General features: G+C 70.3%; 18 protein-coding genes and 1 riboswitch. Of the genes, 8 read left to right on the top strand and 10 right to left on the bottom strand.

Features of this window, described 5'->3' with window-relative positions; genetic code table 11:
• The 3 genes from glmU (at position 1) to HUT10_RS33265 (ending at position 3,381) form a co-directional block, all read left to right on the top strand.
• Complete coding sequence (glmU, locus tag HUT10_RS33275) at positions 1 to 1,476, top strand: bifunctional UDP-N-acetylglucosamine diphosphorylase/glucosamine-1-phosphate N-acetyltransferase GlmU (protein ID WP_176174807.1); 1,476 nt, start codon at positions 1 to 3, stop codon at positions 1,474 to 1,476.
• The gene (locus HUT10_RS33270) at positions 1,473 to 2,453 is read left to right on the top strand and encodes a ribose-phosphate diphosphokinase (protein ID WP_176174806.1); all 981 of its coding nucleotides are present in this window, start codon (positions 1,473 to 1,475) and stop codon (positions 2,451 to 2,453) included. The genes glmU and HUT10_RS33270 overlap by 4 nt, the downstream gene beginning before the upstream one ends.
• Before the next feature lie 64 nt (positions 2,454 to 2,517).
• Entirely contained in the window at positions 2,518 to 3,381 is an 864-nt protein-coding gene (locus tag HUT10_RS33265; RefSeq protein WP_176174805.1) for a TIGR03621 family F420-dependent LLM class oxidoreductase, read from the top strand.
• Here HUT10_RS33265 and HUT10_RS33260 read toward each other — a convergent pair.
• The gene (locus tag HUT10_RS33260; protein WP_176174804.1) at positions 3,378 to 4,019 is read right to left on the bottom strand and encodes an NAD(P)-dependent oxidoreductase; all 642 of its coding nucleotides are present in this window, start codon (positions 4,017 to 4,019) and stop codon (positions 3,378 to 3,380) included. The two genes, HUT10_RS33265 and HUT10_RS33260, sit on opposite strands and share 4 nt — an antisense overlap.
• A gap of 99 nt (positions 4,020 to 4,118) precedes the next feature.
• Positions 4,119 to 5,213: a hypothetical protein gene (locus tag HUT10_RS33255; RefSeq protein ID WP_176178140.1), complete on the bottom strand. Its 1,095-nt coding sequence runs from the start codon at positions 5,211 to 5,213 to the stop codon at positions 4,119 to 4,121.
• A gap of 351 nt (positions 5,214 to 5,564) precedes the next feature.
• Here HUT10_RS33255 and HUT10_RS33250 point away from each other — a divergent pair, with 351 nt between their 5' ends.
• The 4 genes from HUT10_RS33250 to HUT10_RS33235 all read left to right on the top strand — a co-directional run bounded on the left by HUT10_RS33250 (position 5,565) and on the right by HUT10_RS33235 (position 7,651).
• Positions 5,565 to 6,164, top strand: a complete 600-nt coding sequence (locus tag HUT10_RS33250) for a 50S ribosomal protein L25/general stress protein Ctc (protein WP_176174803.1) — start codon at positions 5,565 to 5,567, stop codon at positions 6,162 to 6,164.
• 9 nt (positions 6,165 to 6,173) lie between these two features.
• On the top strand, positions 6,174 to 6,767 hold the full coding sequence (gene pth, locus HUT10_RS33245) for an aminoacyl-tRNA hydrolase (RefSeq protein WP_176174802.1): 594 nt from the start codon (positions 6,174 to 6,176) through the stop codon (positions 6,765 to 6,767).
• Between the two features lie 21 nt (positions 6,768 to 6,788).
• Positions 6,789 to 7,112, top strand: a complete 324-nt coding sequence (locus HUT10_RS51920) for a DivIVA domain-containing protein (protein WP_176174801.1) — start codon at positions 6,789 to 6,791, stop codon at positions 7,110 to 7,112.
• Positions 7,113 to 7,294: 182 nt separating this feature from the next.
• Complete coding sequence (locus HUT10_RS33235; protein ID WP_176174800.1) at positions 7,295 to 7,651, top strand: DivIVA domain-containing protein; 357 nt, start codon at positions 7,295 to 7,297, stop codon at positions 7,649 to 7,651.
• Between the two features lie 42 nt (positions 7,652 to 7,693).
• Here HUT10_RS33235 and HUT10_RS33230 read toward each other — a convergent pair whose 3' ends face one another.
• The 8 genes from HUT10_RS33230 to metG all read right to left on the bottom strand — a co-directional run bounded on the left by HUT10_RS33230 (position 7,694) and on the right by metG (position 19,251).
• Positions 7,694 to 9,382, bottom strand: a complete 1,689-nt coding sequence (locus tag HUT10_RS33230; protein ID WP_176174799.1) for a fatty acyl-AMP ligase — start codon at positions 9,380 to 9,382, stop codon at positions 7,694 to 7,696.
• Positions 9,383 to 9,458: 76 nt separating this feature from the next.
• On the bottom strand, positions 9,459 to 11,222 hold the full coding sequence (locus tag HUT10_RS33225) for an ABC-F family ATP-binding cassette domain-containing protein (protein WP_176174798.1): 1,764 nt from the start codon (positions 11,220 to 11,222) through the stop codon (positions 9,459 to 9,461).
• A gap of 219 nt (positions 11,223 to 11,441) precedes the next feature.
• Entirely contained in the window at positions 11,442 to 12,404 is a 963-nt protein-coding gene (locus HUT10_RS33220; RefSeq protein ID WP_176174797.1) for a 4-(cytidine 5'-diphospho)-2-C-methyl-D-erythritol kinase, read from the bottom strand.
• A gap of 69 nt (positions 12,405 to 12,473) precedes the next feature.
• On the bottom strand, positions 12,474 to 13,487 hold the full coding sequence (locus HUT10_RS33215; protein WP_176174796.1) for a methionine ABC transporter ATP-binding protein: 1,014 nt from the start codon (positions 13,485 to 13,487) through the stop codon (positions 12,474 to 12,476).
• A gap of 209 nt (positions 13,488 to 13,696) precedes the next feature.
• Positions 13,697 to 13,787, bottom strand: a riboswitch (SAM riboswitch).
• A gap of 126 nt (positions 13,788 to 13,913) precedes the next feature.
• On the bottom strand, positions 13,914 to 14,750 hold the full coding sequence (rsmA, locus tag HUT10_RS33210) for a 16S rRNA (adenine(1518)-N(6)/adenine(1519)-N(6))-dimethyltransferase RsmA (protein WP_176174795.1): 837 nt from the start codon (positions 14,748 to 14,750) through the stop codon (positions 13,914 to 13,916).
• A gap of 221 nt (positions 14,751 to 14,971) precedes the next feature.
• Complete coding sequence (locus HUT10_RS33205; protein WP_176174794.1) at positions 14,972 to 16,399, bottom strand: resuscitation-promoting factor; 1,428 nt, start codon at positions 16,397 to 16,399, stop codon at positions 14,972 to 14,974.
• Between the two features lie 209 nt (positions 16,400 to 16,608).
• Entirely contained in the window at positions 16,609 to 17,445 is an 837-nt protein-coding gene (locus HUT10_RS33200) for a TatD family hydrolase (protein WP_176174793.1), read from the bottom strand.
• Between the two features lie 9 nt (positions 17,446 to 17,454).
• Entirely contained in the window at positions 17,455 to 19,251 is a 1,797-nt protein-coding gene (metG, locus tag HUT10_RS33195) for a methionine--tRNA ligase (protein ID WP_176174792.1), read from the bottom strand.
• A 53-nt stretch (positions 19,252 to 19,304) separates the two neighbouring features.
• Between metG and HUT10_RS33190 the strand changes: the two genes are divergently transcribed.
• A complete protein-coding gene (locus HUT10_RS33190) occupies positions 19,305 to 19,904 on the top strand; it encodes a PadR family transcriptional regulator (RefSeq protein ID WP_176174791.1) in 600 nt (199 codons plus the stop codon).
• Positions 19,905 to 19,922: the final 18 nt, after the last annotated feature.

Raw genomic sequence — 19,922 nt, 5'->3', positions numbered from 1 at the left:
TTGACCGGCCCGCTGAGCACGTTGATCCTGGCCGCGGGTGAAGGCACCCGCATGCGTTCCTCGACGCCCAAGGTGCTGCACCCGATCGCCGGGCGGCCCCTGGTCGAACACGCCGTCCGGGCCGCCGCCGGCCTGAACCCCGAACACCTCGTCGTGGTCGTCGGCCACGGCCGCGAGCTGGTCGGCGAACACCTCGCGCAGCTCGGCACCGCCCTCGGCCGCCCGGTCGGCACCGCGGTGCAGGACCAGCAGAAGGGCACCGGCCACGCCGTGTCCTGCGCGCTCGCGACGCTGCCCGCCGACGTCACCGGCACGGTGATCGTCAGCTACGGTGACGTCCCGCTGCTCGACACCACCACCCTGGCCGCGCTGCTCGACGAGCACACCGAGGCGAAGAACGCGGTCACCGTGCTCACCGCGGTGGTCGCCGACCCGGCAGGCTACGGCCGGATCGTGCGCGACAGCGCGGGCAAGGTCACCGGGATCGTCGAGCACAAGGACGCCACCCCGGAGCAGGCCGCGATCACCGAGATCAACTCGGGCGTCTACGCCTTCGACGCGGCCGTGCTGCGCGACGGCCTCTCGCGCCTCTCGACCGACAACGCACAGGGCGAGCTCTACCTCACCGACGTGCTCGGCATCGCGAACGGCGACGGGCTGCACGTCGGCGCGCTGGTCGTCGACGACCCGTGGCTGACCGAGGGCGTCAACGACCGCGTGCAGCTGTCGGTGCTCGGCGCCGAGCTCAACCGCCGGATCGTGCAACGCTGGCAGCGCGAGGGCGTCACCGTCGTCGACCCGGCGACGACCTGGATCGACGCTGGCGTGACGCTGGCCCGCGACGTCGTCATCGAGCCCGGCGTGCAGCTCAAGGGCACGACGTCGGTCGGCGAGGGCAGCACGGTCGGCCCGGACAGCACGCTGACGAACGTCTCCATCGGCGCGGGCGCCTCGGTCGTCCGCGTGCACGGCTCGGACTCGGAGCTCGGCGACGGCGTCAACGTCGGCCCGTTCACCTACCTGCGGCCGGGTACGAAGCTCGGCGTCAAGGCGAAGCTCGGCGCGTTCGTCGAGACGAAGGCGGCCGACATCGGCGCCGGGACGAAGGTGCCCCACCTGACCTACGTGGGTGACGCCACGATCGGCGAGCACAGCAACATCGGCTGTTCCAGCGTCTTCGTGAACTACGACGGCGTGAACAAGCACCGGACCGTTATCGGGTCGTATGTCCGGTTGGGCGCGGACAACACCTTCGTCGCCCCGGTGCACATCGGTGACGGCGCTTACAGTGGTGCAGGTGCCGTGATCCGCGAAGACGTCCCGCCAGGCACACTCGCGGTGTCGGCGCCACCCCAGCGCAACATCGAAGGCTGGGCGATCCGGCGCCGGCCGGGTACGCCCGCGGCGGAGGCGGCCCAGGCCGCCCTCGACGCCGATTCAGCAGCAGCAGGAACCGACGGGGAGTCGCCAGCATGAGTCCGAAGCAAGGGACGCCGAAGAAGAACCTGATGCTCTTCTCCGGCCGCGCGCACACGGAGCTCGCCGAAGAGGTCGCCAAGCACCTCAACGTGACGATCACCCCGCAGACGGCGCACACGTTCGCCAACGGCGAGCTGTTCGTCCGGTTCGAGGAGTCCGTCCGCGGGACCGACGCCTTCGTCATCCAGGCGCACACCACGCCCATCAACGAGTACGTGATGGAGCAGCTGATCATGGTGGACGCGCTCAAGCGGGCGAGCGCGAAGCGGATCACCGTGGTGATGCCGTTCTACCCGTACGCGCGCCAGGACAAGAAGCACAAGGGCCGCGAGCCGATCTCCGCGCGGCTGATCGCGGACCTGTTCAAGACCGCGGGCGCCGACCGGATCATGACCGTCGACCTGCACACCGCGCAGATCCAGGGCTTCTTCGACGGCCCGGTCGACCACCTGATGGCGCAGACCGTGCTGGCCGACCACATCAAGGCCACCTACGGCGACGCGGACATCACGGTCGTCTCCCCGGACTCGGGCCGCGTGCGGCTGGCCGAGAAGTGGGCCGCCCAGCTCGGCGACCGCCCGATCGCGTTCATCCACAAGACGCGTGACCCGGACAAGCCCAACCAGGCGGTGGCCAACCGCGTGGTCGGCAAGGTCGAGGGCAAGCTCTGCGTGCTGATCGACGACATGATCGACACCGGCGGCACGATCGTGAAGGCCACCGAGGCCCTGATCGAAGAGGGCGCGGCCGACGTCGTCATCGCGACGACGCACGGGATCCTGTCCGACCCGGCCACCCAGCGGCTCTCCTCCTGCAAGGCGCGCGAAGTCATCGTGACGAACTCGCTGCCGATCCCGGAGGAGAAGCGGTTCCCGGGCCTGACCGTGCTGTCGATCGCCCCGATGCTGGCCGAAGCCATCCAGCAGGTCTTCGAAGACGGCTCGGTGACGTCCCTCTTCGACGGCAACGCCTGAGGTTCCCTTCCGCCGGGCGCGAACTCCGCGCCCGGCGGGGGTTCCCGGCACTAGCGTCCCCGGCATGGGGAAGTTCAAGTTCGGCGTCAGCCTCCGGGAAACCGGCGGCCGGGACGCCTGGATCGCCAAGTGCCGCCGGGCCGAAGAGCTCGGCTACGACGTCATCACCGTGCCCGACCACCTCGGCACCGGCCGGTTCGCGCCGTTCCCGGTGCTGGCCATGGCGGCCGCCGTCACCGAGCGGCCGCGGCTGGGCACGCTGGTGTCCAATGTGCCCTTCTACAACCTCGCCCTCTTCGCGCGCGAAGCCTCTTCGACGGCCGCGTTGCTCGACGGCCGCCTCGACCTCGGGCTCGGCGCCGGGCACATGAAGAGCGAGTTCGACGCCGCCGGCCTGCCGTGGCAGAAGGCCGCCGAGCGCATCGCCTACCTCGGCGAGAGCCTCGGCTACCTGCGGAAACACTTCGAGGACGAGGGCATCGAGCACCCGCGGCTGCTCATCGCGGGCAACAGCGACGGCGTCCTGGACCTGGCCGCGGAGCACGCCGACATCGTCGGGTTCGGCGGCCTGCGGCAGCAGCCCGGCAAGCCACCGGGCACCTTCAAGCTGGACAACGCCGAAGCGATGGACGAGCGCGTCGCCCACTTCCGCGCGAAGACCGGCCGCGATGTCGAGCACAACATGCTGGTCCAGCACGTCGAGATCACCGGCGACCGTCTTGCCGCCGCCGAAGCGTGGCACGAGAAGACCGAGCGCAGCGCCGTCCCGGACGCCCGGGAGCTCCTCGACGCGCCCCAGTTGCTGCTGGGCACGGTCGAGGAGATCGCCGGGCAGCTGGAAAACCGGCGCGAGCGGTACGGCTTCTCGTACCTCACGGTGTTCGAGCAGTACCTCGAAACCTTCGCGCCGGTGATCCGGGAACTTTAGTAAGCGACGGTGAACCGGGCCCGGCGGTGCTTCGGCTGCTCGATCTCGTCGACGTAGGCGATCGCGAAGTCGTCGCCGCCGATGTGCGAGCGGCCGTTCTCGTCGGTCAGCAGGACGTCGCCACCGACCCGGAACTCGCCACGGCGCTCACCGGGGGTCCAGGCACCGAACTCGGCGGCCGGGCTGACGTAGAACCAGTCGACGTTCTCGGGCTGCTCGCGCAGCAGCCCGAGGACCTCGGCGTGGTTGCCGGCCTCCTCCTTGTACTCGGCCGGAAACTCCGGGGTGTCGAACAGCCGCGGGCCGCCCTCGGCCACGTGCAGGCTGGCCGCCCCGCCGACGAACGACAGCCGGGCCCCGTACTCGCTCGCGATCCGCGCCAGCGCCGGGACGGCGTCGATCAGCTTCTCGCCGTCGAGCTCCCGGGCCGGGGTGGCGACCACGATGACGTCGGCGTCCTTGGCGAGCTGCGCGACGAACTCTTCGTCGTGCAGCGAGCCCTGCACCGCTTCGACGCCTTCGGGCACCGAACCCGCGTGGCGCGCGACCCCGACGACGTCGTGCCCGCGGCGCAGCGCCTCCGCGCCGATGCGGCTCCCGGCGTACCCGGTTCCCCCGAAAATGACCAGCTTGGCCATGTCTGATTCTCCGTTCGTTTCGGCTGTCCGCAGCCGATGCTAGGAACGGAAGATCACCTACTTCAACGGAAGCAACACACCTGGGGGTAGGTGCCCAGGTCAGCCGCCCAGGCCGGCGAACTCCGCGGCCACCTTCTGCTTCACGGCGTTGACGTCCAGGCCCGCGCGGACCTCCGCCGTGGCGTTCGGCTTGGAGAGCACCTGGTAACTGGCCGTGCGGTTGGGCAGCTTGAACTTCACCGCGCAGGAGAGCTGGATCGTCTTGTACGGCTCCGCGTCCCCGGCCGCCGTGCACGTCTGCGCACCGAGCGACTCGGCGCTGACCTCGACCGAGAGGGTGATGTGGACGACGCTCTTCTCCCCCGACGCCGGCGTGCCGACGACGCTGTTGGAGACGTCGACCGTCGTCGTGCAGGAGCCGACGAAGTCCTTGCAGTCGAGCTTGTCGTTGGTGACGACGGCGCTGGCCTGCACCAGCCCCTCGAACGGCTGGCCCAGCCCGCCGACCGCGGTGTCGAGATCGGTGTGGAACGCCTTGACCGCGTCGCCGGTGAGCGCGGTGACGCCGAACTCGGCGCCGTACTTCGGCCCGTTCTGCGGGTCGAGCAGGGCCGGGGCGAAGCTGACGACGCGGTTCGGCTTGGCCGTCGTCACGCGCAGCACGCTCGGGGCCGCGCCCAGCTGGTAGACCTCGGTGCCATCGGGCAGCTTCTCGGTGACCGGCTCGCCCATCCGGTCGAGCCCGGACAGTGCCTTGCGCAGGCCTTCGGCGAGGGCGGGCGGCGAGAAGCGGGCCGCCGGGTCGAAGGGCAGTTCGGAGCCGAGCGAACGCACCCAGCTGGTGCCGAACTGCGTGCCCTCGTCGATGGCGTGCGCCTTCCAGTAGTCGGCGTCGGCCTGCAGGAAGAACTGGTTCGCGGCCACCGTGACCTGGACGAACCGGCCTTCCAGCGGCAGGCCCCCGACGGCGTACCCGCCGCGGGTGATCCGGAACTGCTGCTCGGCGCCCTTCACCGTGGACTTCAGCGCGACCGCCGGCGCCTGGCCCAGCGCGGTCAGTGCCGCTTCGACCGCGGTGCGCTGCTGCGCGCGCCGGTCGGCCGTCGCCTGGTCGGCCGCGGAGACCCCGGCGGTCCCGGCCACGGCCACCTGGCAGCCGGCCAGCACTCCACCCAGCAGCAGCACCGCCGCCACCCTGCTCCACCGAGCGCGCATTCCCGCCCCCTGCTCTCCCGCTACCGAGCACACCTCGGCCGGCGTCGATCCGCCACCGGATTTGTGTCGTCACGTACCGGGGTTCCAGGAGGGTTCTAGCCTGGCCCGGGCACCCGCCGCAACCCACCGTGATGAGGTTGGTTTACACTCTTGAAGTTGTCTCGGCGAGGCGGGGCCCTTCTGGGGTGCCCGGCGTGATCGACGCGGCGGCTCGAGTAGCCCCCGTCGTCGTGCACGCCCGGAAACTCGCCGCCGAAACTTCCTTGAACAGAACACACACCGGCTTCCCCCGCCGCAGCATGCTGTCTTGATTTGAAGGAGTGCCACACCGTGTCCGAGGTACGTCTGTCCGTCGAGCCGCGCACCGAGTTCGGCAAGGGCGCCGCGCGTCGCACGCGTCGCGCCGGCAAGATCCCCGCCGTGCTGTACGGCCACGGCTCGGACCCGCGGCACTTCGCGCTGCCGGCCATCGAGTTCGCCCGCGTCGTGCGCGAGAACGGCTCGAACGCCGTCATCACCCTGGACCTGGAGGGCGCCAGCGAGCTGGCCCTGACCAAGACCATCGTGGTGCACCCGCTGAAGAACTACATCGAGCACGTCGACCTGCTGGTCGTCAAGCGCGGCGAGAAGGTCACCGTCGACGTCCCGGTCGTCGTCTCCGGCACCCCCGGCCCCGGCGGCCTGGTCAACCAGGACGTCGACACCCTGCAGGTCGAGGTCGAGGCGCTGCACATCCCGGAGCAGGTCGAGGTCTCGATCGAGGGCCTCGAGGTCGGCACCCAGATCCTGGCCGGCCAGATCGAGCTGCCCCAGGGCGCGACCCTGGTCACCGACCCGGAGTCGCTCGTCGTGGCCGTCAACGAGCCGCAGCGCGAAGAGACCGACGAAGACGCCGAAGCTGGCGAAGAGTCGGCCGAAGCCGCCGAATAGCATCACCGTATGACGGAAGACCTGCCCGGGGCCGGCGAGCTTGTTTTGCTCGCCGGCCTTGGCAATCCAGGACCCCAATACGCCGGAAACCGGCACAATGTCGGGTTCATGGTGCTGGACGAGCTCGCCGCCCGGGTCGGCGGCAAGTTCAAGGCGCACAAGACCGGCGGTGAGGTCCTCGAAGGCCGGCTGGCCGGCCGCCGCGTGGTGCTGGTGAAGCCGCGCTCGTACATGAACCTCTCCGGCGGCCCGGTGGTCGGCGCAGCGAAGTTCTACAAAGTCCCGCCGTCCGGCGTGGTCGTGGTGCACGATGAGCTCGACGTGGACTTCGGTGCGCTGAAGCTCAAGTTCGGTGGCGGCGACAACGGGCACAACGGGCTCCGGTCGATCACGAAGTCGCTGGGCACCCGCGCCTACTACCGGGTGCGGTTCGGCATCGGCCGCCCGCCCGGCCGCCAGGACCCGGCGGACTTCGTGCTGAAGGACTTCTCGACCGTCGAGCGCAAGGAACTCCCGCTGGAGGTGGATCGGTGCGCGGACGCGACCGAAGCGCTGATCGGCACCGGCCTCGCGGCCGCGCAGAACGCCTTCCACGCGGGCTGACATGGGTGGCGAGGTGAAGCCATGACCCCCGACGAAGTCCGGGCGATCGCCTTCGGCAAACCCCGGTTCGGCCGGCGCGGCTACAACGAGGACGAGGTGGACGCCTTCCTCGACCTCATCGCCGAGGCACTGGCCGGGCGCAACATCCTGACGCCGGACGACATCCACTACGTCGAGTTCACGATCATGCCGGTCGGCATGCGCAGCTACGACCAGGCCCAGGTCGACCTGTTCCTCGACGAAGCCGAAGCGGCGCTGGTCGAGCTCCGCAACCCGCGGCCGGTGGTCGTCGAGGAGGAGCCGCAGCGGCCGCAGGGCACCCGGAAGTGGTTCGGGCGCAGCTGACGTTCCGCGTCACCCTGTGAACCCGGTTACACAGCGCTCGGTAGCGCGGACTCACCCGAAGGCGGGCGTGCGGCCGCCCGTGGGGGTGAGGTTGGGGTTCCGCCCTTTCGGGGAGGCTGTCCGCGGGTTAGGACGGTGTACGGGAGTTTTCGCACCCGCCCAACCCGGAATCGGAGAGTTCCATGTCGTTCACCGCCGAAGACCTCGCCGAGGTCACCTTCGGTAACGCCCCGATCGGCCGCCGTGGCTACGCGAAGGATGAGGTCGACGCGTTCATCCGGCGGATCGCCAAGACGCTCACCGACGAGGACGACCTGACCGCGGCCGAAGTGCACCACGTGATGTTCGCCAAGCCCCTGATCGGCAAGCGCGGCTACGACGAACGCGAAGTCGACGAGTTCCTGGACGTGGTGGAGGACCAGCTGGCCAGCCGTACCGGCCAGGCCCCGGACCTGCCGGGGGCACGGACGTCGACCGAGGCCACGGCTGAGCGGGCTACCCCGCCCACCATCCGGGCGGTGCGCGTCCAGCAACGCTGACCGTTCCGGCGGCGGGTCGTCGAGCCCCGCCGCCGGAGTACGTCAGGCGTCGGCGTTCTTCGAGATCTTGTCCGCGAACTGGACCGCCGTCGCCGCGCGCTTCACCTTGCCCGACGGTGTCTTCGGCAGGCTGCCCGCCGGGAGCACCACCACCGCGTACGGCCGCATGTCGACGGCGTCGCGGACCCGGGCCGAGACCTGCTTCATCAGGTTCTTCTCGGCCTCGGCGTCGCCCGCCAGCTTCGACTCCACCACCACCGCGAACCGCTCGCGGCGGCTGCCCGCGTCCAGCCGGACCGCCACCGCGTTGCCCGCGCGGACGCCCTCGACCGACGTTGCCGCGCGCTCGATGTCCGTCGGGTACAGGTTGCGGCCGCCCATGATGATGACGTCCTTGCGGCGGCCGCAGATGACGATCTGGCCGTCGACCAGGTAACCCAGGTCCCCGGTGTTCAGCCACCCGTCCTCGTCCTGCGTCGCGACCGGGCCGTCCATCGTGAGGTAGCCGGGCGTCACGGCCTCGCCGCGCAGCCGGATTTCGCCGACCTGGCGCTCACGCAGCCGCGCGCCCGTCTCGTCGACGATCTCCGCCTCGAGCCCGTCGAGGGGCCGGCCGAGCAGCGCGAACGACCGGACGCCGTCGGTGCCGCGCCGCGGGTCGTCCTCGGGGACCGGCACCGCTCGGTTCTCCGCCTCCAGCGCGTCGGCTTCGACGACGTCGAGGGTGAGGCCGGTGAACAGCGGTGCGAACGACACCGCGAGCGTCGCTTCCGCCATGCCGTAGGCCGGGAAGACGCACTCGGCGGGCATCTTGAACCGCGCGCCGGCGTCCACAAAGGTCTGGACGGCGGACTCGTCGATGGGCTCGGCGCCGTTCAGCGCGATGCGCAGTTTCGAAAGGTCGAAAGCGTCGTCTTCGTCGACGCGGGCCATCCGGCGCCCGACGATCGCGTACGCGAAGTTCGGCGCCGCCGTCGTGGTGCCGCCGTACTTGGTGATCAGCTGCGGCCAGATCAGCGGCCCGGAGAGGAACTCGACCGGCGTGATCTTGACCAGCTCGACGCCGAAGGTCATCGGCACGGTCAGGAAGCCGACCATCCCCATGTCGTGGAACGTCGGCAGCCAGGACACCATCACGTCGACGTCGAAGTCGAACTCCGCGCGCTCGACCATGGCCTTGACGTTGGAGTACAGGTTCCCGTAGGTGATCCGCACGGCCTTCGGGTCGGCGGTCGAGCCGCTGGTGAGCTGCAGGAGCGCGGTGTCGCCCTCGTCGGTGGTGACGACGTCGGCGAGCGGCTCGGCTCCGGCGAGCTCGGTGATGAGCTTGTACCCGATGCCCTTCTGCTCCAGCACCGGCGCGAGCTGGTCGAACGGCTCGCCCAGCAGCACGAGCTCGGAGCCGATCATCCCGAGCACCCGCACGGTGTCCTCGGCCCACTCGGCGAGATCGGTGCGCGGGGTCGGCTGGTGCAGCATGGTGACGCTGCCCCCGGCCAGCCACACGGCCTGCACGGTCGGCGCGATCAGCACGGGTGCGGCGGCGAGCACGCCGACGGCGGTTCCCGGCCGGAACCCCGCGGCGACGAGCCCACCGGCGATCCGCCGGGCTTCTTCGTGCACCTCGCTCCAGGTCCGCCGAACCGGCTCCTTCGGCTCCCCGGTGACCATGCCCCGCTGCTGACCCCGCCCCGTCGCGGTGGCGACCAGCGTGTCCACGAACCTGCTCATAGCCGGAACATTACTGTCTCGGCGTCAACATCCGCCGATCAACGGGAAAACTCCCCCGGCCAGGCGGGAAGCGCGTTCACTCCAGCAGCTCGGACGTCTCCAGCCAGCGGCCCTCGACGTCCTCGATCTCGCCCTGCACGCCCTTCAGCTCCGCGTTCAGCTCCATCAGCTTCGCCGGGTCCGTGGCCGCGGCCAGCAGGGACGCGTGGAGCTTCTCCTCCTTCGCGTGCAGCTGGTCGAGCTTGCGCTCCAGCCGCCCCAGTTCCTTCTGGGCCGCGCGCAGGTCCGCCGCCGACTTCTTCGCCTCGGCTTTCGCCACCGAAGGTGCCGGACCCGCGGCCGGAAGAGCCGCCGCCCGGCGGTTCAGGTACTCCTCGATGCCGCCCGGGAGGTGGGTGATGCGGCCGTCGCCGAACAGGGCGACGATCGTGTCGCAGACGCGTTCCACCAGGTAGCGGTCGTGGGAGACCACCACCATCGTGCCCGGCCAGCCGTCGAGGAGGTCCTCGAGCTGCTGGAGGGTGTCGATGTCCAGGTCGTTCGTCGGCTCGTCGAGCAGCAGGACGTTCGGCTCGGCCATCAGCAGCCGGCACAGCTGGAGCCGGCGCCGCTCGCCGCCGGACAGGTCCGCCACCGGGGTCCACTGGCGGGCCTGCGGGAAGCCGAGCTTCTCGCCCAGCTGCGACGCCGTCATCTCCTGCTTGCCGAACACCACGCGCCCGGCCACCTGCTCGATCGCCTGCAGCACGCGCAGGTCGCCGGGCAGGTCGTCTAGCTCCTGGCGCAGGTGCGCGAGCGCCACCGTCTTGCCCTGGATCCGGCGGCCGGTCGAGCCCTCGACGTCGCCGCCGAGCAGCTTCAGCAGCGACGTCTTGCCCGAGCCGTTCACCCCGACCAGCCCGATCCGGTCGCCCGGCCCGACCCGCCAGGTGACGTGGTCGAGCAGCGTCCGGTCGCCGACCTGGTACGTCGTGTCTTCCAGCTCCAGCACGGTCTTCCCCAGCCGCCGCTTCGCGAACGCCTGCAGCTCCACGGAGTCACGCGGCGGCGGGACGTCGGCGATCAGCGCTTCGGCCGCCTCGACCCGGTAGCGCGGCTTCGACGAGCGCGCCTGCGGGCCGCGGCGCAGCCAGGCGAGCTCCTTGCGGGCCAGGTTCTGCCGCTTCTCCTCGGCTGTCGCGGCCAGCCGCGCGCGCTCGGCGCGGGCGAAGATCCAGTCGGCGTAACCACCTTCGTACTGCTCGACGCGGCCGTTCGCGACCTCCCAGGTCAGCGTCGCGACGGTGTCGAGGAACCACCGGTCGTGCGTGACGACCACGACGGCGACCTTCCGGGCCAGCAGGTGGTCGGCGAGCCAGCGGACACCTTCGACGTCCAGGTGGTTGGTCGGCTCGTCGAGCACGATGAGGTCGAGTTCCCCGGTCAGCGCGGCGGCCAGGGAGACCCGGCGCCGCTCACCACCGGAGAGGTTCGCCGTCGGCGTGTCCAGGCCGATCGCGGTGATCCCGAGTCCGTCCACAATAGATCGAACACGGGCGTCGGCGGCCCATTCGTGCTCGGCGCCGTAGCGTTCGAGCACGACGTCGCCGACCGTGCTGCCGTCCGGGAGTTCCGTGCGCTGGGTGACCACGGCCATCCGCAGGTCACGCACGTGACTGACCCGGCCGGAGTCCGGTTCGGACAGTCCGGAAAGGACTTCCAGCAGCGTGGTCTTGCCACCACCGTTGAGACCGACGACGCCGATGCGCTGCCCGGCCGCGATGCCGAGGGAGACGCCGTCCAGGAGCGGGCGAACCCCGTAGGACTTGCTCACCGCCTCCAGGTTGACCAGGTTGGCCATCCGCTCAGCCGATCCTTTCCACTGTCTTGAACCGGGGCACGACGGTCCCGGTGAAATGGGGATTTCTCAGCGCGGGCACCGCTTCGACCACAGGGGAAGCGCACCGGCGCGAGGACGACGAGCCAGCTCCGGTCCCGGAAAGACACCGCGGCTCATCGGTTCCGTGTACAACGCGAGACCGACGGGATCGTATTCCCGGGAACGCGAACTCGGCGTGCTTCATGCGTGCACCCGCGGCGGGGCCGGCCGCGGCGCGTCGTCCCCGCCGACCACCCTGGCTCCCGGGACCGGGCCGTGGGCCACGCGGACCGTCCGGCACACGCCCGCGCCCGACAGCTCGGCCGCGACCTCCACCGCCGACTGCCCGTCTTCGCAGAGGAACGCGCACGTCGGGCCGGAACCCGACACCGTGCCCGCGAGCGCACCCGCGTTCACCCCCGCCCGGAGCGTGCGGCGCAGGTCCGGCCGCAGCGAGACCGCCGCCGCCTGGAGGTCGTTGCCCAGCAGCAGGGCCAGCTGACGCGGGTCGCCCGAGGCCAGTGCCTCGACCACCGGTGTGTGCGAGCCGATCCGGGGCGGGTTGCCCGCCGCGCGCAGGCGGTCCAGCTCGCCGAACACCTTCGGCGTCGACAGCCCTTCGGCGGCGAAGGCCAGTACCCAGTGGAACGTGTGCCGCGACAGCACCGGGACCAGCTGCTCGCCGCGGCCGGTGCCCAGCGCGGTGCCGCCGTAGAGCGCGAAGGGGACGTCGCTGCCCAGGCCGGCGGCGATCTCCGCCAGCTCGTCGCGCGTGACGTCGAGGTTCCACAGGGAAGCCAGCCCGACCAGCGTCGCCGCCGCGTCGGCGCTGCCGCCCGCCATGCCGCCTGCCACCGGGATGCCCTTGCGCAGCACCACCCTGACCTTCGGCTCGCCGGTGCGTCCGACGTGCGCGGCCAGCGCTTCGACGGCCCGCCAGGCCAGGTTTTCCGGGCCGGTCGGCACCGAGCCCTCCCCTTCGCCGTAGACCTCGATGCCGGGCTCTTCGGTGACCGCGACGGTCACCTCGTCGGTCAGCGACAGCGCCTGGAACACGGTGACCAGCTCGTGGTAACCGTCTTCCCGCAGGTCGTCGACCGAAAGGTGCAGGTTGACCTTGGCCGGGACCCGGACGGTGACTGGGGGCGGAACTACAGCGAGCACCCGACCAGCCTACGTGCCCGCGGAAACGCCCCGATGCGACGTGCGCATCGGGGCGTTCCGGGACCACGATCAGGCAGCCGCGACACCCTGCGGGCCACGCGCGGTGTGCGTGACGTGCCCGCCGCGCTCGGCGACCCAGGCCAGCGCCGCGTCGGCCCGCTCACCGCGGACACCCAGGCGGAACCGGCCGACCGGTGTGTCGCCGATGCGGGTCAGGCCGCCGCCGATGGTGGCGAACTCGACGTCGAAGCGGCCCGCCGCCTCGGGCAGCAGCGCGCCCACCGAAGCGAAGCCGATCAGCACGACGTCGGCCGAGCGGTCGTAGCGCGCCGCCTGCGAGCGGGTCGTCTCGATGGCCGGCAGCAGCGCCTGCGCGGTGCGGCTGCCCGGGTTCGAGATCAGGTCGAGCACCGAGCCGCGCTCGATGACGATGCCGTCCTCCAGCACCGCGACGTCGTCGCAGACCCGGCGGACCACGCCGGCGTCCGGCGTCGTGATGACGACCGTGGTGCCGAGCTCGGAGCGGGCCCGGTCGAGGACGGCGAGCACCGCGCCGGCCTCCTCCGGGTCGACGCCGGCGGTCGGGTCGTCGGCGAGCAGCACGGCGGGGGCCGCCGCGAGCGCCTTCGCGACCGCGACGCGGCGGAGCTGACCGGCGGACAGCTCGCCGGGTCGCTGCGCGGCGCGCTGGGTCAGGCCGACGAGGTCGAGCAGCGAGCCGACCCGGCTGCGGCGCTGCGGGCCGTCGACGCCGAGCTGCTCCAGCGGCGAAGCGATGTTGCCGGCGATGGTGCGCTCGGCGATCAGCTCCGGCTTCGTCGAGACGACGCCGAGCTGACGGCGGATTTCGCGGAGCCGGCGGCCGTCGAGGGTGCCGGTGTTCAGGCCGTCGAGGCGGACGACGCCACGGTCGGGACGCTCCTGCAGGGCGATGCACCGGGCGAGGACGGACTTGCCGGACCCGGCCGGGCCGACCACGCCGAACAGCGAGCCGGCCTGGACGTCGACGCTCACGTCCCGCAGGGCGACGACCGAGTTTCCGTTGGTGGCAAAGGATTTGGACAGGTTTTCGACGGTGATCACGAAGGCTCCAGAAAACGGGGTGCAGGCAGCGCGCAGCACCCGGCCGCAAGCGAGTTCCGTCCTATGAGGACGGTGCATGAAGAAGAGGTGGACCGGCTACGACAAGCTCAGTTGGAGCGTCGACATGCGGTCACGGAGCGGCGGCCTTCGTCGACTACGCGACGCCTGGTCAGGAGCAGGGGGCGAGCTACCCTCTTCATCGAAAACGGCCTCCATCGGTCCTGGCGGTAGCACCTGCCCCGCGGAGGGTGGTTGCTGCGACTTCGGCGAGCCAGGTCTCTCAGTCGCTCGGGATGGACGTACTGAGTAAAACCGATCCCACGGATCGAAAGCAAGCCCGTTGGCCCAGATCACACGACTGGCGGTGTCCGGATCGCGGGATCAAGGGCGGAGAGGGCGTATTTTCACGCTTCCACAGTGGAACGGCTAGCGCGCGGCGGCGATCCGGGCGAAGTCGTGGACGTCGAGCTGCTCACCACGGTTTTTGGGATCGATCCCGGCGGCGGTGAGGAGTTCGCCCGCTTGCTCGGCCGAGCCCGCCCAGCCCGCGAGCGCGGCCCGCAGCGTCTTCCTGCGTTGTGAGAAGGCGGCGTCCACCAGGCCGAAGAGGACGTCCCGGTCGGCGGACGCGGTCGAGTCCGCACGTTCGAAGGCGACGAGCGCGGAATCGACGTTCGGCACCGGCCAGAACACCGAGCGTGGCACGGCGGCGACCTTGCGTGCGGAGCCGTACCAGGCGAGCTTGACGCTCGGGACGCCGTAGATCCGGCTGCCGGGGCCGGCGGCCATCCGGTCCGCGACCTCGGTCTGCACCATGACGAGCGCGGAGCGCAGCGACGGCACCTCGGCCAGCAGGTGCAGCACGACGGGTACGGCGACGTTGTAGGGCAGGTTGGCGACGAGCGCGGTCGGCTCACCCAGCTCCGCGCGGGTGACGCGCAGGGCGTCGGCTCCGACGACGGTCAGCCGGTCCGCGGCCTCGGGCCCACGTTCGGCCACGGTCTTGGGCAGCCGTTCGGCGAGCTTGGGATCGATCTCGACGGCGACGACCCGCGCGCCGGTGGCCAGCAGGCCCAGGGTCAGCGACCCGAGCCCGGGCCCGACCTCGAGGACGAGATCGTCTTCGGTGACGTTCGCGAGCTCGACGATCCGCCGGACGGTGTTGGGATCGTGCACGAAGTTCTGCCCGAGCTTCTTGGTCGGCCGCACGTCGAGTTCGGCCGCCAGCCCGCGGATTTCGGCCGGTCCCAGCAGTTCAACCACCGGACGAGCCTACTTGAACCCGGATCCGGCGTGATCAGCGGCGGATCCCGCGTGATCGAGCGCGGATCTCGCGTGATTGGGAGGGCATCTCGCGTGATTGGAGGGGCATCGGCGTGATGCCCCGCGGATCACGCGTGATGCCCGTCGGGACACGCGTGATGCCTGCCGGCGCACACGGAACGGCCCCCGTCCGGTGGACGGGGGCCGTTTCGAAGTGGGGCTCAGGCCTTCTTGCCGCAGACCGGCCAGGCGCTGTAACTGCCGCCGCGACCCGCCTTGACCTTCTCGGCGATCGCGATCTGCTGCTCGCGCGACGCCTGGTTCGGGTAGGCCGCGTACTCGTCGCCGCCGTAGGCGTCCCAGGTGCGCTTGTCGAACTGGAGGCCGCCGTAGTAGCCGTTGCCGGTGTTGATGGCCCAGTTGCCGCCCGACTCGCACTGCGCGATGCGGTCCCACGCGGAACCGTCGCCGATGTCCGGGGTGGGGGCCTGCTTGGTGCCGACGTGGACGATCTTCGGCTTCGGCTGGGTGAGGACCTTCTCGGAGATGCTCTCCCGGCCGACCTCCTTGCCGTTCTTCTGCGTGACCTTGTAGGTCACTTCCTTCTCACCGGGCGCGCCGGGGTCCTCGACCTGCGTCTTGCCCTTGGCCAGGTCCGGGTCGTCGACGCGCTGCTCGGGCGGGTCGATGGTCTCCTTCTGCGTGACCGTCGAGACGCCGGTGCGGCTGATGTGCACCTCGGCGCCGTCGGTCAGCTTGACGTCCAGACCACCCTCGGCCTGGTCCTCCGGGCCCAGGGTGAGCTTGTACTCGCCCAGGAACTCCTTCGTCGTCACGGCCGTGGTCTTGACCTGCTTCGGCGCGTTCCCGCCGTCGTACAGGGTGATGTTCTTGAGCGTCTTGATCTCGACGGTCGCGCCCTGCAGCGGCAGCTCGCCGCTCTTCGGCATCGACATCCAGGTGCCGGGCTTGTCCATCTCGGCCATGCCGAGCTGGCTCAGCGCGTCGCCGAGGTGCGTCGCGCGGACCCACGAGGTGTGCTCGGTGCCGTCGACGATCATCTTCAGCTGGCGGCCGCGCTCGAGCTTGATGACGCCGCCGTCGCCGACCTCGGCCTGCGGCGAGGGGGACAGCGAGTCGTGCTCGCCGACGGACAGGCCCGCGTCCTCGAGCACCTCGCCGACGGTGTCGCCGAACGAGTGCACGGTGGTCTGCTGGCCGTCGACGTCGACGGTGATGCTCTTGTTCATCGCCAGCGCGGCCGCGCCGCCGCCGGCGATCGAGATCATCACGGAGAGGACGGCGCCCTTGAGGAACCGGCGCTTCCAGACCTTGGTGGTCTCGCGGAGGCCCTCGTCCAGCGCGGCCTTGCGGGCCTGCGGGGACGCGGTGCGGTCGGCCTCGAACTCGTCCGGGATGACGATCGGGGGCAGGTACGTCGTCTCGGCGTTGATGAGGCGGATCAGCTCGTCGACGTCGACGTCGATCTCGGCCATCATCGCGTCGGCGTCGGGGCCGAGCGCGGCGAGGATGTCCTGCTGCGTGATGTTCGGGTCGTCGGAGAAGTCGAGCTGGCCGTATGCCGTGTCCTCGAAATGACTGCGTTCGAGGACGGCGGAGCGCGCTCCAGCCTGTCTGCTACCTGTCACCGGGGATCGTTCCCTTTCACGAGACGACGGTCGGGGGCGCCGTCTCTACGACTGGGCGTGACGATCGGCAACTGCTGAGCACAGGTCCGACCGGCACGATCACGGGACAGTAACGGGTCGCGGCGGGTTGCGCAAACACCCCCCGGAGTGTCGTGATCTGGGTCACTCCATCAGGTGGACGAACCGGAAACCCTGTTGTCGCAATGCGTTCAACCCGATGTGACGCTGGGGAGTCGGTACACCCGTTCGGCCGTCGTCCGGACCGCTTCGGCGACTTCGTGGACAGCTTCGCCCCTGAGCGCCGCGAGGTGACGGACGGTGTAAGCCGCGCCGAACGGCTCGTTCGGCCGTCCACGGAACGGGTGGGGGGTCAGAAACGGCGCGTCGGTCTCGACGAGGTACTGCCCGGCCGGGCAGAGCCGGGCCGCCTCGTGGAGCCCCTTCGCGTTCTTGAACGTCACCGTGCCCGCGAAGGAAAGGACATACCCCGCGTCGACGCACTTGCGGGCCATTTCCGCGTCGCCGGAAAAACAATGGAAAATTACGGCATTCGGCGCACCCTCTTCGGCCAGGATGCGCAACACGTCGTCGTGGGCCTCGCGGTCGTGGATCATCAGCGGCTTGCCCAGCCGCTTCGCGAGGTCGATGTGCCAGCGGAACGCCTCCTGCTGGGCGTCGTGCGGCGAGTAGTCCCAGTAGTAGTCGAGGCCGGTTTCGCCGACGGCGACCACGCGCTCGTGCGCGGCCAGGCGTTCCACCTCGGCCTTTTCGGCTTCGCCGAACTCCTTGGTCCGGGTCGGGTGGATCGCCACGGCGGCCCAGACCCGGCGGTCCCAGGTGGCCGCCTCGGTGGCCCAGCGGGCGGAGGCGAGGTCGTCCGCGACCGTGACGACGCGGGCGACGCCGGCGCGCTCGGCGCGGTCGACCATGGCCGTGACATCGGCCGCGGTGACCGCGCCGCACGCGTCGAGATGGGTGTGCGCGTCCACCACCGACACCGGGAGCCGGTCCGGGACCGGCGGCAGCTCGCGCTTCTGATCACCCATGCGTTCTTCTCACTCCTTGATGATCGGCGCCCACTCCGGACCGGTCTCGCCGAGCGCCGGGTCGAGCTTGGTGAACAGCGGCGACGGCTTCTGCAGGGGCTTGCCGACCTCGATCGGCGTCGACTCCCACTTGGCCTGCTCGGCCGCGTAGTCGCCGGTCAGGATCGGGTTGATCCGGCCGTCGATGTCGAGGTCCTCGACCTCCTTGAGCTCCGGCTGGGCGGCCCAGACGCCGGTGCCGCCGAGGGCTTCGTGCACCTTCTGCGCCGAGTGGGGCAGGAACGGCGTCAGCAGCGTGTTGGCGTCGCTCACGACCTGCAGCGCGGTGTGCAGCACGGTGTCGCGCCGCGTCGGGTCGTCCTTGAGCTTCCACGGCTCCTGGTCGGAGATGTACTTGTTGGCCGCGGTGACGACCTTCATCGCCTCGGCCGCCGCCAGCTTGAACCGGGACCGGGCCAGGTGCCCGCCCGCGGTGTCGAACGCCTTGCGCGACAACGCCTTCAGCTCTTCGTCGGCCGCCGTCGGGGCCTCCGGGCGCGGGATGGCGCCGACGTTCTTGTGCGCCATCGAGATGGACCGGTTGACCAGGTTGCCCCACTCGTTGGCCAGCTCGAAGTTGGTCCGGCGGACGAACTCGTCCCAGGTGAAGTCGGTGTCCTGGGTCTCCGGGCCGGCGACCGAGATGAAGTACCGCAGCGTGTCCGGGCCGAAGTCGCGCAGGAAGTCCTCGACGTAGATGACGCGCCCGCGCGAAGTGGAGAACTTCGAGCCGCTCATGGTGAGGAACTCGCTGGAGACGATCTCGTCCGGCAGGTGCAGCTTCCCGTACTTGCCCGGCTCGCCGCCCTTGTCGCCCTCGCCGTTGTGCCCGAACAGCAGGGCGGGCCAGATCTGGGCGTGGAAGGTGATGTTGTCCTTGCCCATGAAGTAGTACGACCGGGCGTCGGCGTTGTTCCACCACTCCTGCCACGCGTCCGGGTTGCCGGAGCGCCGGGCCCACTCGACGCTGGCCGAGAAGTACCCGATCACCGCGTCGAACCAGACGTAGAACCGCTTCAGCGGCTGGTCGCGCCAGCCGTCGAGGGGGATCTTGACGCCCCAGTCGAGGTCGCGGGTGATCGGCCGGGGCCGCATGTCGTCGATCAGGTTCTTGGTGAAGTTGAGGACGTTCGGGCGCCAGTCGGTCTTGGTGGCCAGCCAGTCGCCGAGGGTCTTGGTGAACGCGGGCAGGTCGAGGAAGTAGTGCTCGGTCTCGACGAACTTCGGCGTCTCGCCGTTGATCCGCGACTTCGGGTTGATCAGCTCCGCGGCGTCGAGCTGGTTGCCGCAGTTGTCGCACTGGTCGCCGCGGGCGCCGTCGTACCCGCAGATCGGGCAGGTGCCCTCGACGTAGCGGTCGGGCAGCGTGCGGCCGGTGGACGGGCTGATCGCGCCGCGCGTGGTCTTGGGCACGACGTAGCCGTTGCGGTGCAGCGCCAGGAAGATCTGCTGCGTCACCTCGGCGTGGTTGCCCGTGGTGGTGCGGGTGAACAGGTCGTAGGACAGGCCGAGGCCCTGCAGGTCGTTGCCGATCTGGCGGGTGTACTTGTCCGCCGTCTGCTGCGGGGTGGAGTTCTCCTTGTCGGCCTGGACGGTGATCGGGGTGCCGTGTTCGTCGGTCCCGGACACCATGAGCACCCGGTTGCCGGCCATTCGCTGGTAGCGGGAGAAGACGTCGGACGGGACGCCGAATCCGGACACGTGGCCGATGTGGCGGGGGCCGTTGGCGTAGGGCCAGGCCACCGCGGTCAACACAGGGGTGCTCATACCTTATTAGCCTACGGAGGGCGTCACGCGCTTTGTCGGGAGGGAGGCCCCGGTTGTCGGCGACACGGCTGCTCGTGCTCGGGGTGGTGCGGATGTACGGCCGTGCGCACGGCTACCAGGTGCGGCGCGAGCTGCTCAGCTGGTCGGCGGACAAGTGGGCCAACGTCCAGCCCGGGTCGATCTACCACGCGCTGAAGAAGATGACGGCCGAGGACCTGCTGGAGCAGGTCGACGTCGAGCCGGGCGAGGGCGGCCCGGACCGGATCGCCTACCGGCTCACCGGCGAGGGCGAGCAGGAGTACCAGGTCCTGCTGTCCAAGGCGCTGTCCGATCCCGAGCTCAACCACCCGGACCTGTCGGCCGGGATTTCCCTGATGACGTCGTTCCCGCGCGCCCGCGTGATCAACCTGCTCCGGCACCGGCTCGTGCACCTGGAGGCCGAGCAGCGGCAGGCGAAGCTGATGCTCGACGAGGTGAAGGCGAGCATGGAACTGGGCACACCGGCACACGTCGGCGAGCTGTACCGGCTGTGGGGCGGCATCACCGACGCGAGCCTGTCCTGGCTGCAGGGCCTGATCGCCCGGCTCGAAGCGGGCGAGTACGTCATGTCCGACGAGAGCGACGACGCGTTCGGCACACCCCCGTCCTGGTAATCAAGTTTGACTAGCCGA

This window comes from Amycolatopsis sp. Hca4, assembly GCF_013364075.1.
Lineage (GTDB): Bacteria > Actinomycetota > Actinomycetes > Mycobacteriales > Pseudonocardiaceae > Amycolatopsis.
This window is presented reverse-complemented; position numbering and strand designations above follow the sequence as displayed.

Coding starts and splice junctions, on each gene's coding strand:
- HUT10_RS51920 (WP_176174801.1), top strand. CDS start 6,789: ATGACCCCCGACGAAGTCCGGGCGATCGCCTTCGGCAAACCCCGGTTC.
- HUT10_RS33225 (WP_176174798.1), bottom strand. CDS start 11,222: ATGGCCAACCTGGTCAACCTGGAGGCGGTGAGCAAGTCCTACGGGGTT.
- HUT10_RS33260 (WP_176174804.1), bottom strand. CDS start 4,019: ATGGCCAAGCTGGTCATTTTCGGGGGAACCGGGTACGCCGGGAGCCGC.
- pth (WP_176174802.1), top strand. CDS start 6,174: ATGACGGAAGACCTGCCCGGGGCCGGCGAGCTTGTTTTGCTCGCCGGC.
- HUT10_RS33235 (WP_176174800.1), top strand. CDS start 7,295: ATGTCGTTCACCGCCGAAGACCTCGCCGAGGTCACCTTCGGTAACGCC.
- HUT10_RS33200 (WP_176174793.1), bottom strand. CDS start 17,445: ATGGGTGATCAGAAGCGCGAGCTGCCGCCGGTCCCGGACCGGCTCCCG.
- metG (WP_176174792.1), bottom strand. CDS start 19,251: ATGAGCACCCCTGTGTTGACCGCGGTGGCCTGGCCCTACGCCAACGGC.
- HUT10_RS33265 (WP_176174805.1), top strand. CDS start 2,518: ATGGGGAAGTTCAAGTTCGGCGTCAGCCTCCGGGAAACCGGCGGCCGG.
- HUT10_RS33230 (WP_176174799.1), bottom strand. CDS start 9,382: ATGAGCAGGTTCGTGGACACGCTGGTCGCCACCGCGACGGGGCGGGGT.
- HUT10_RS33270 (WP_176174806.1), top strand. CDS start 1,473: ATGAGTCCGAAGCAAGGGACGCCGAAGAAGAACCTGATGCTCTTCTCC.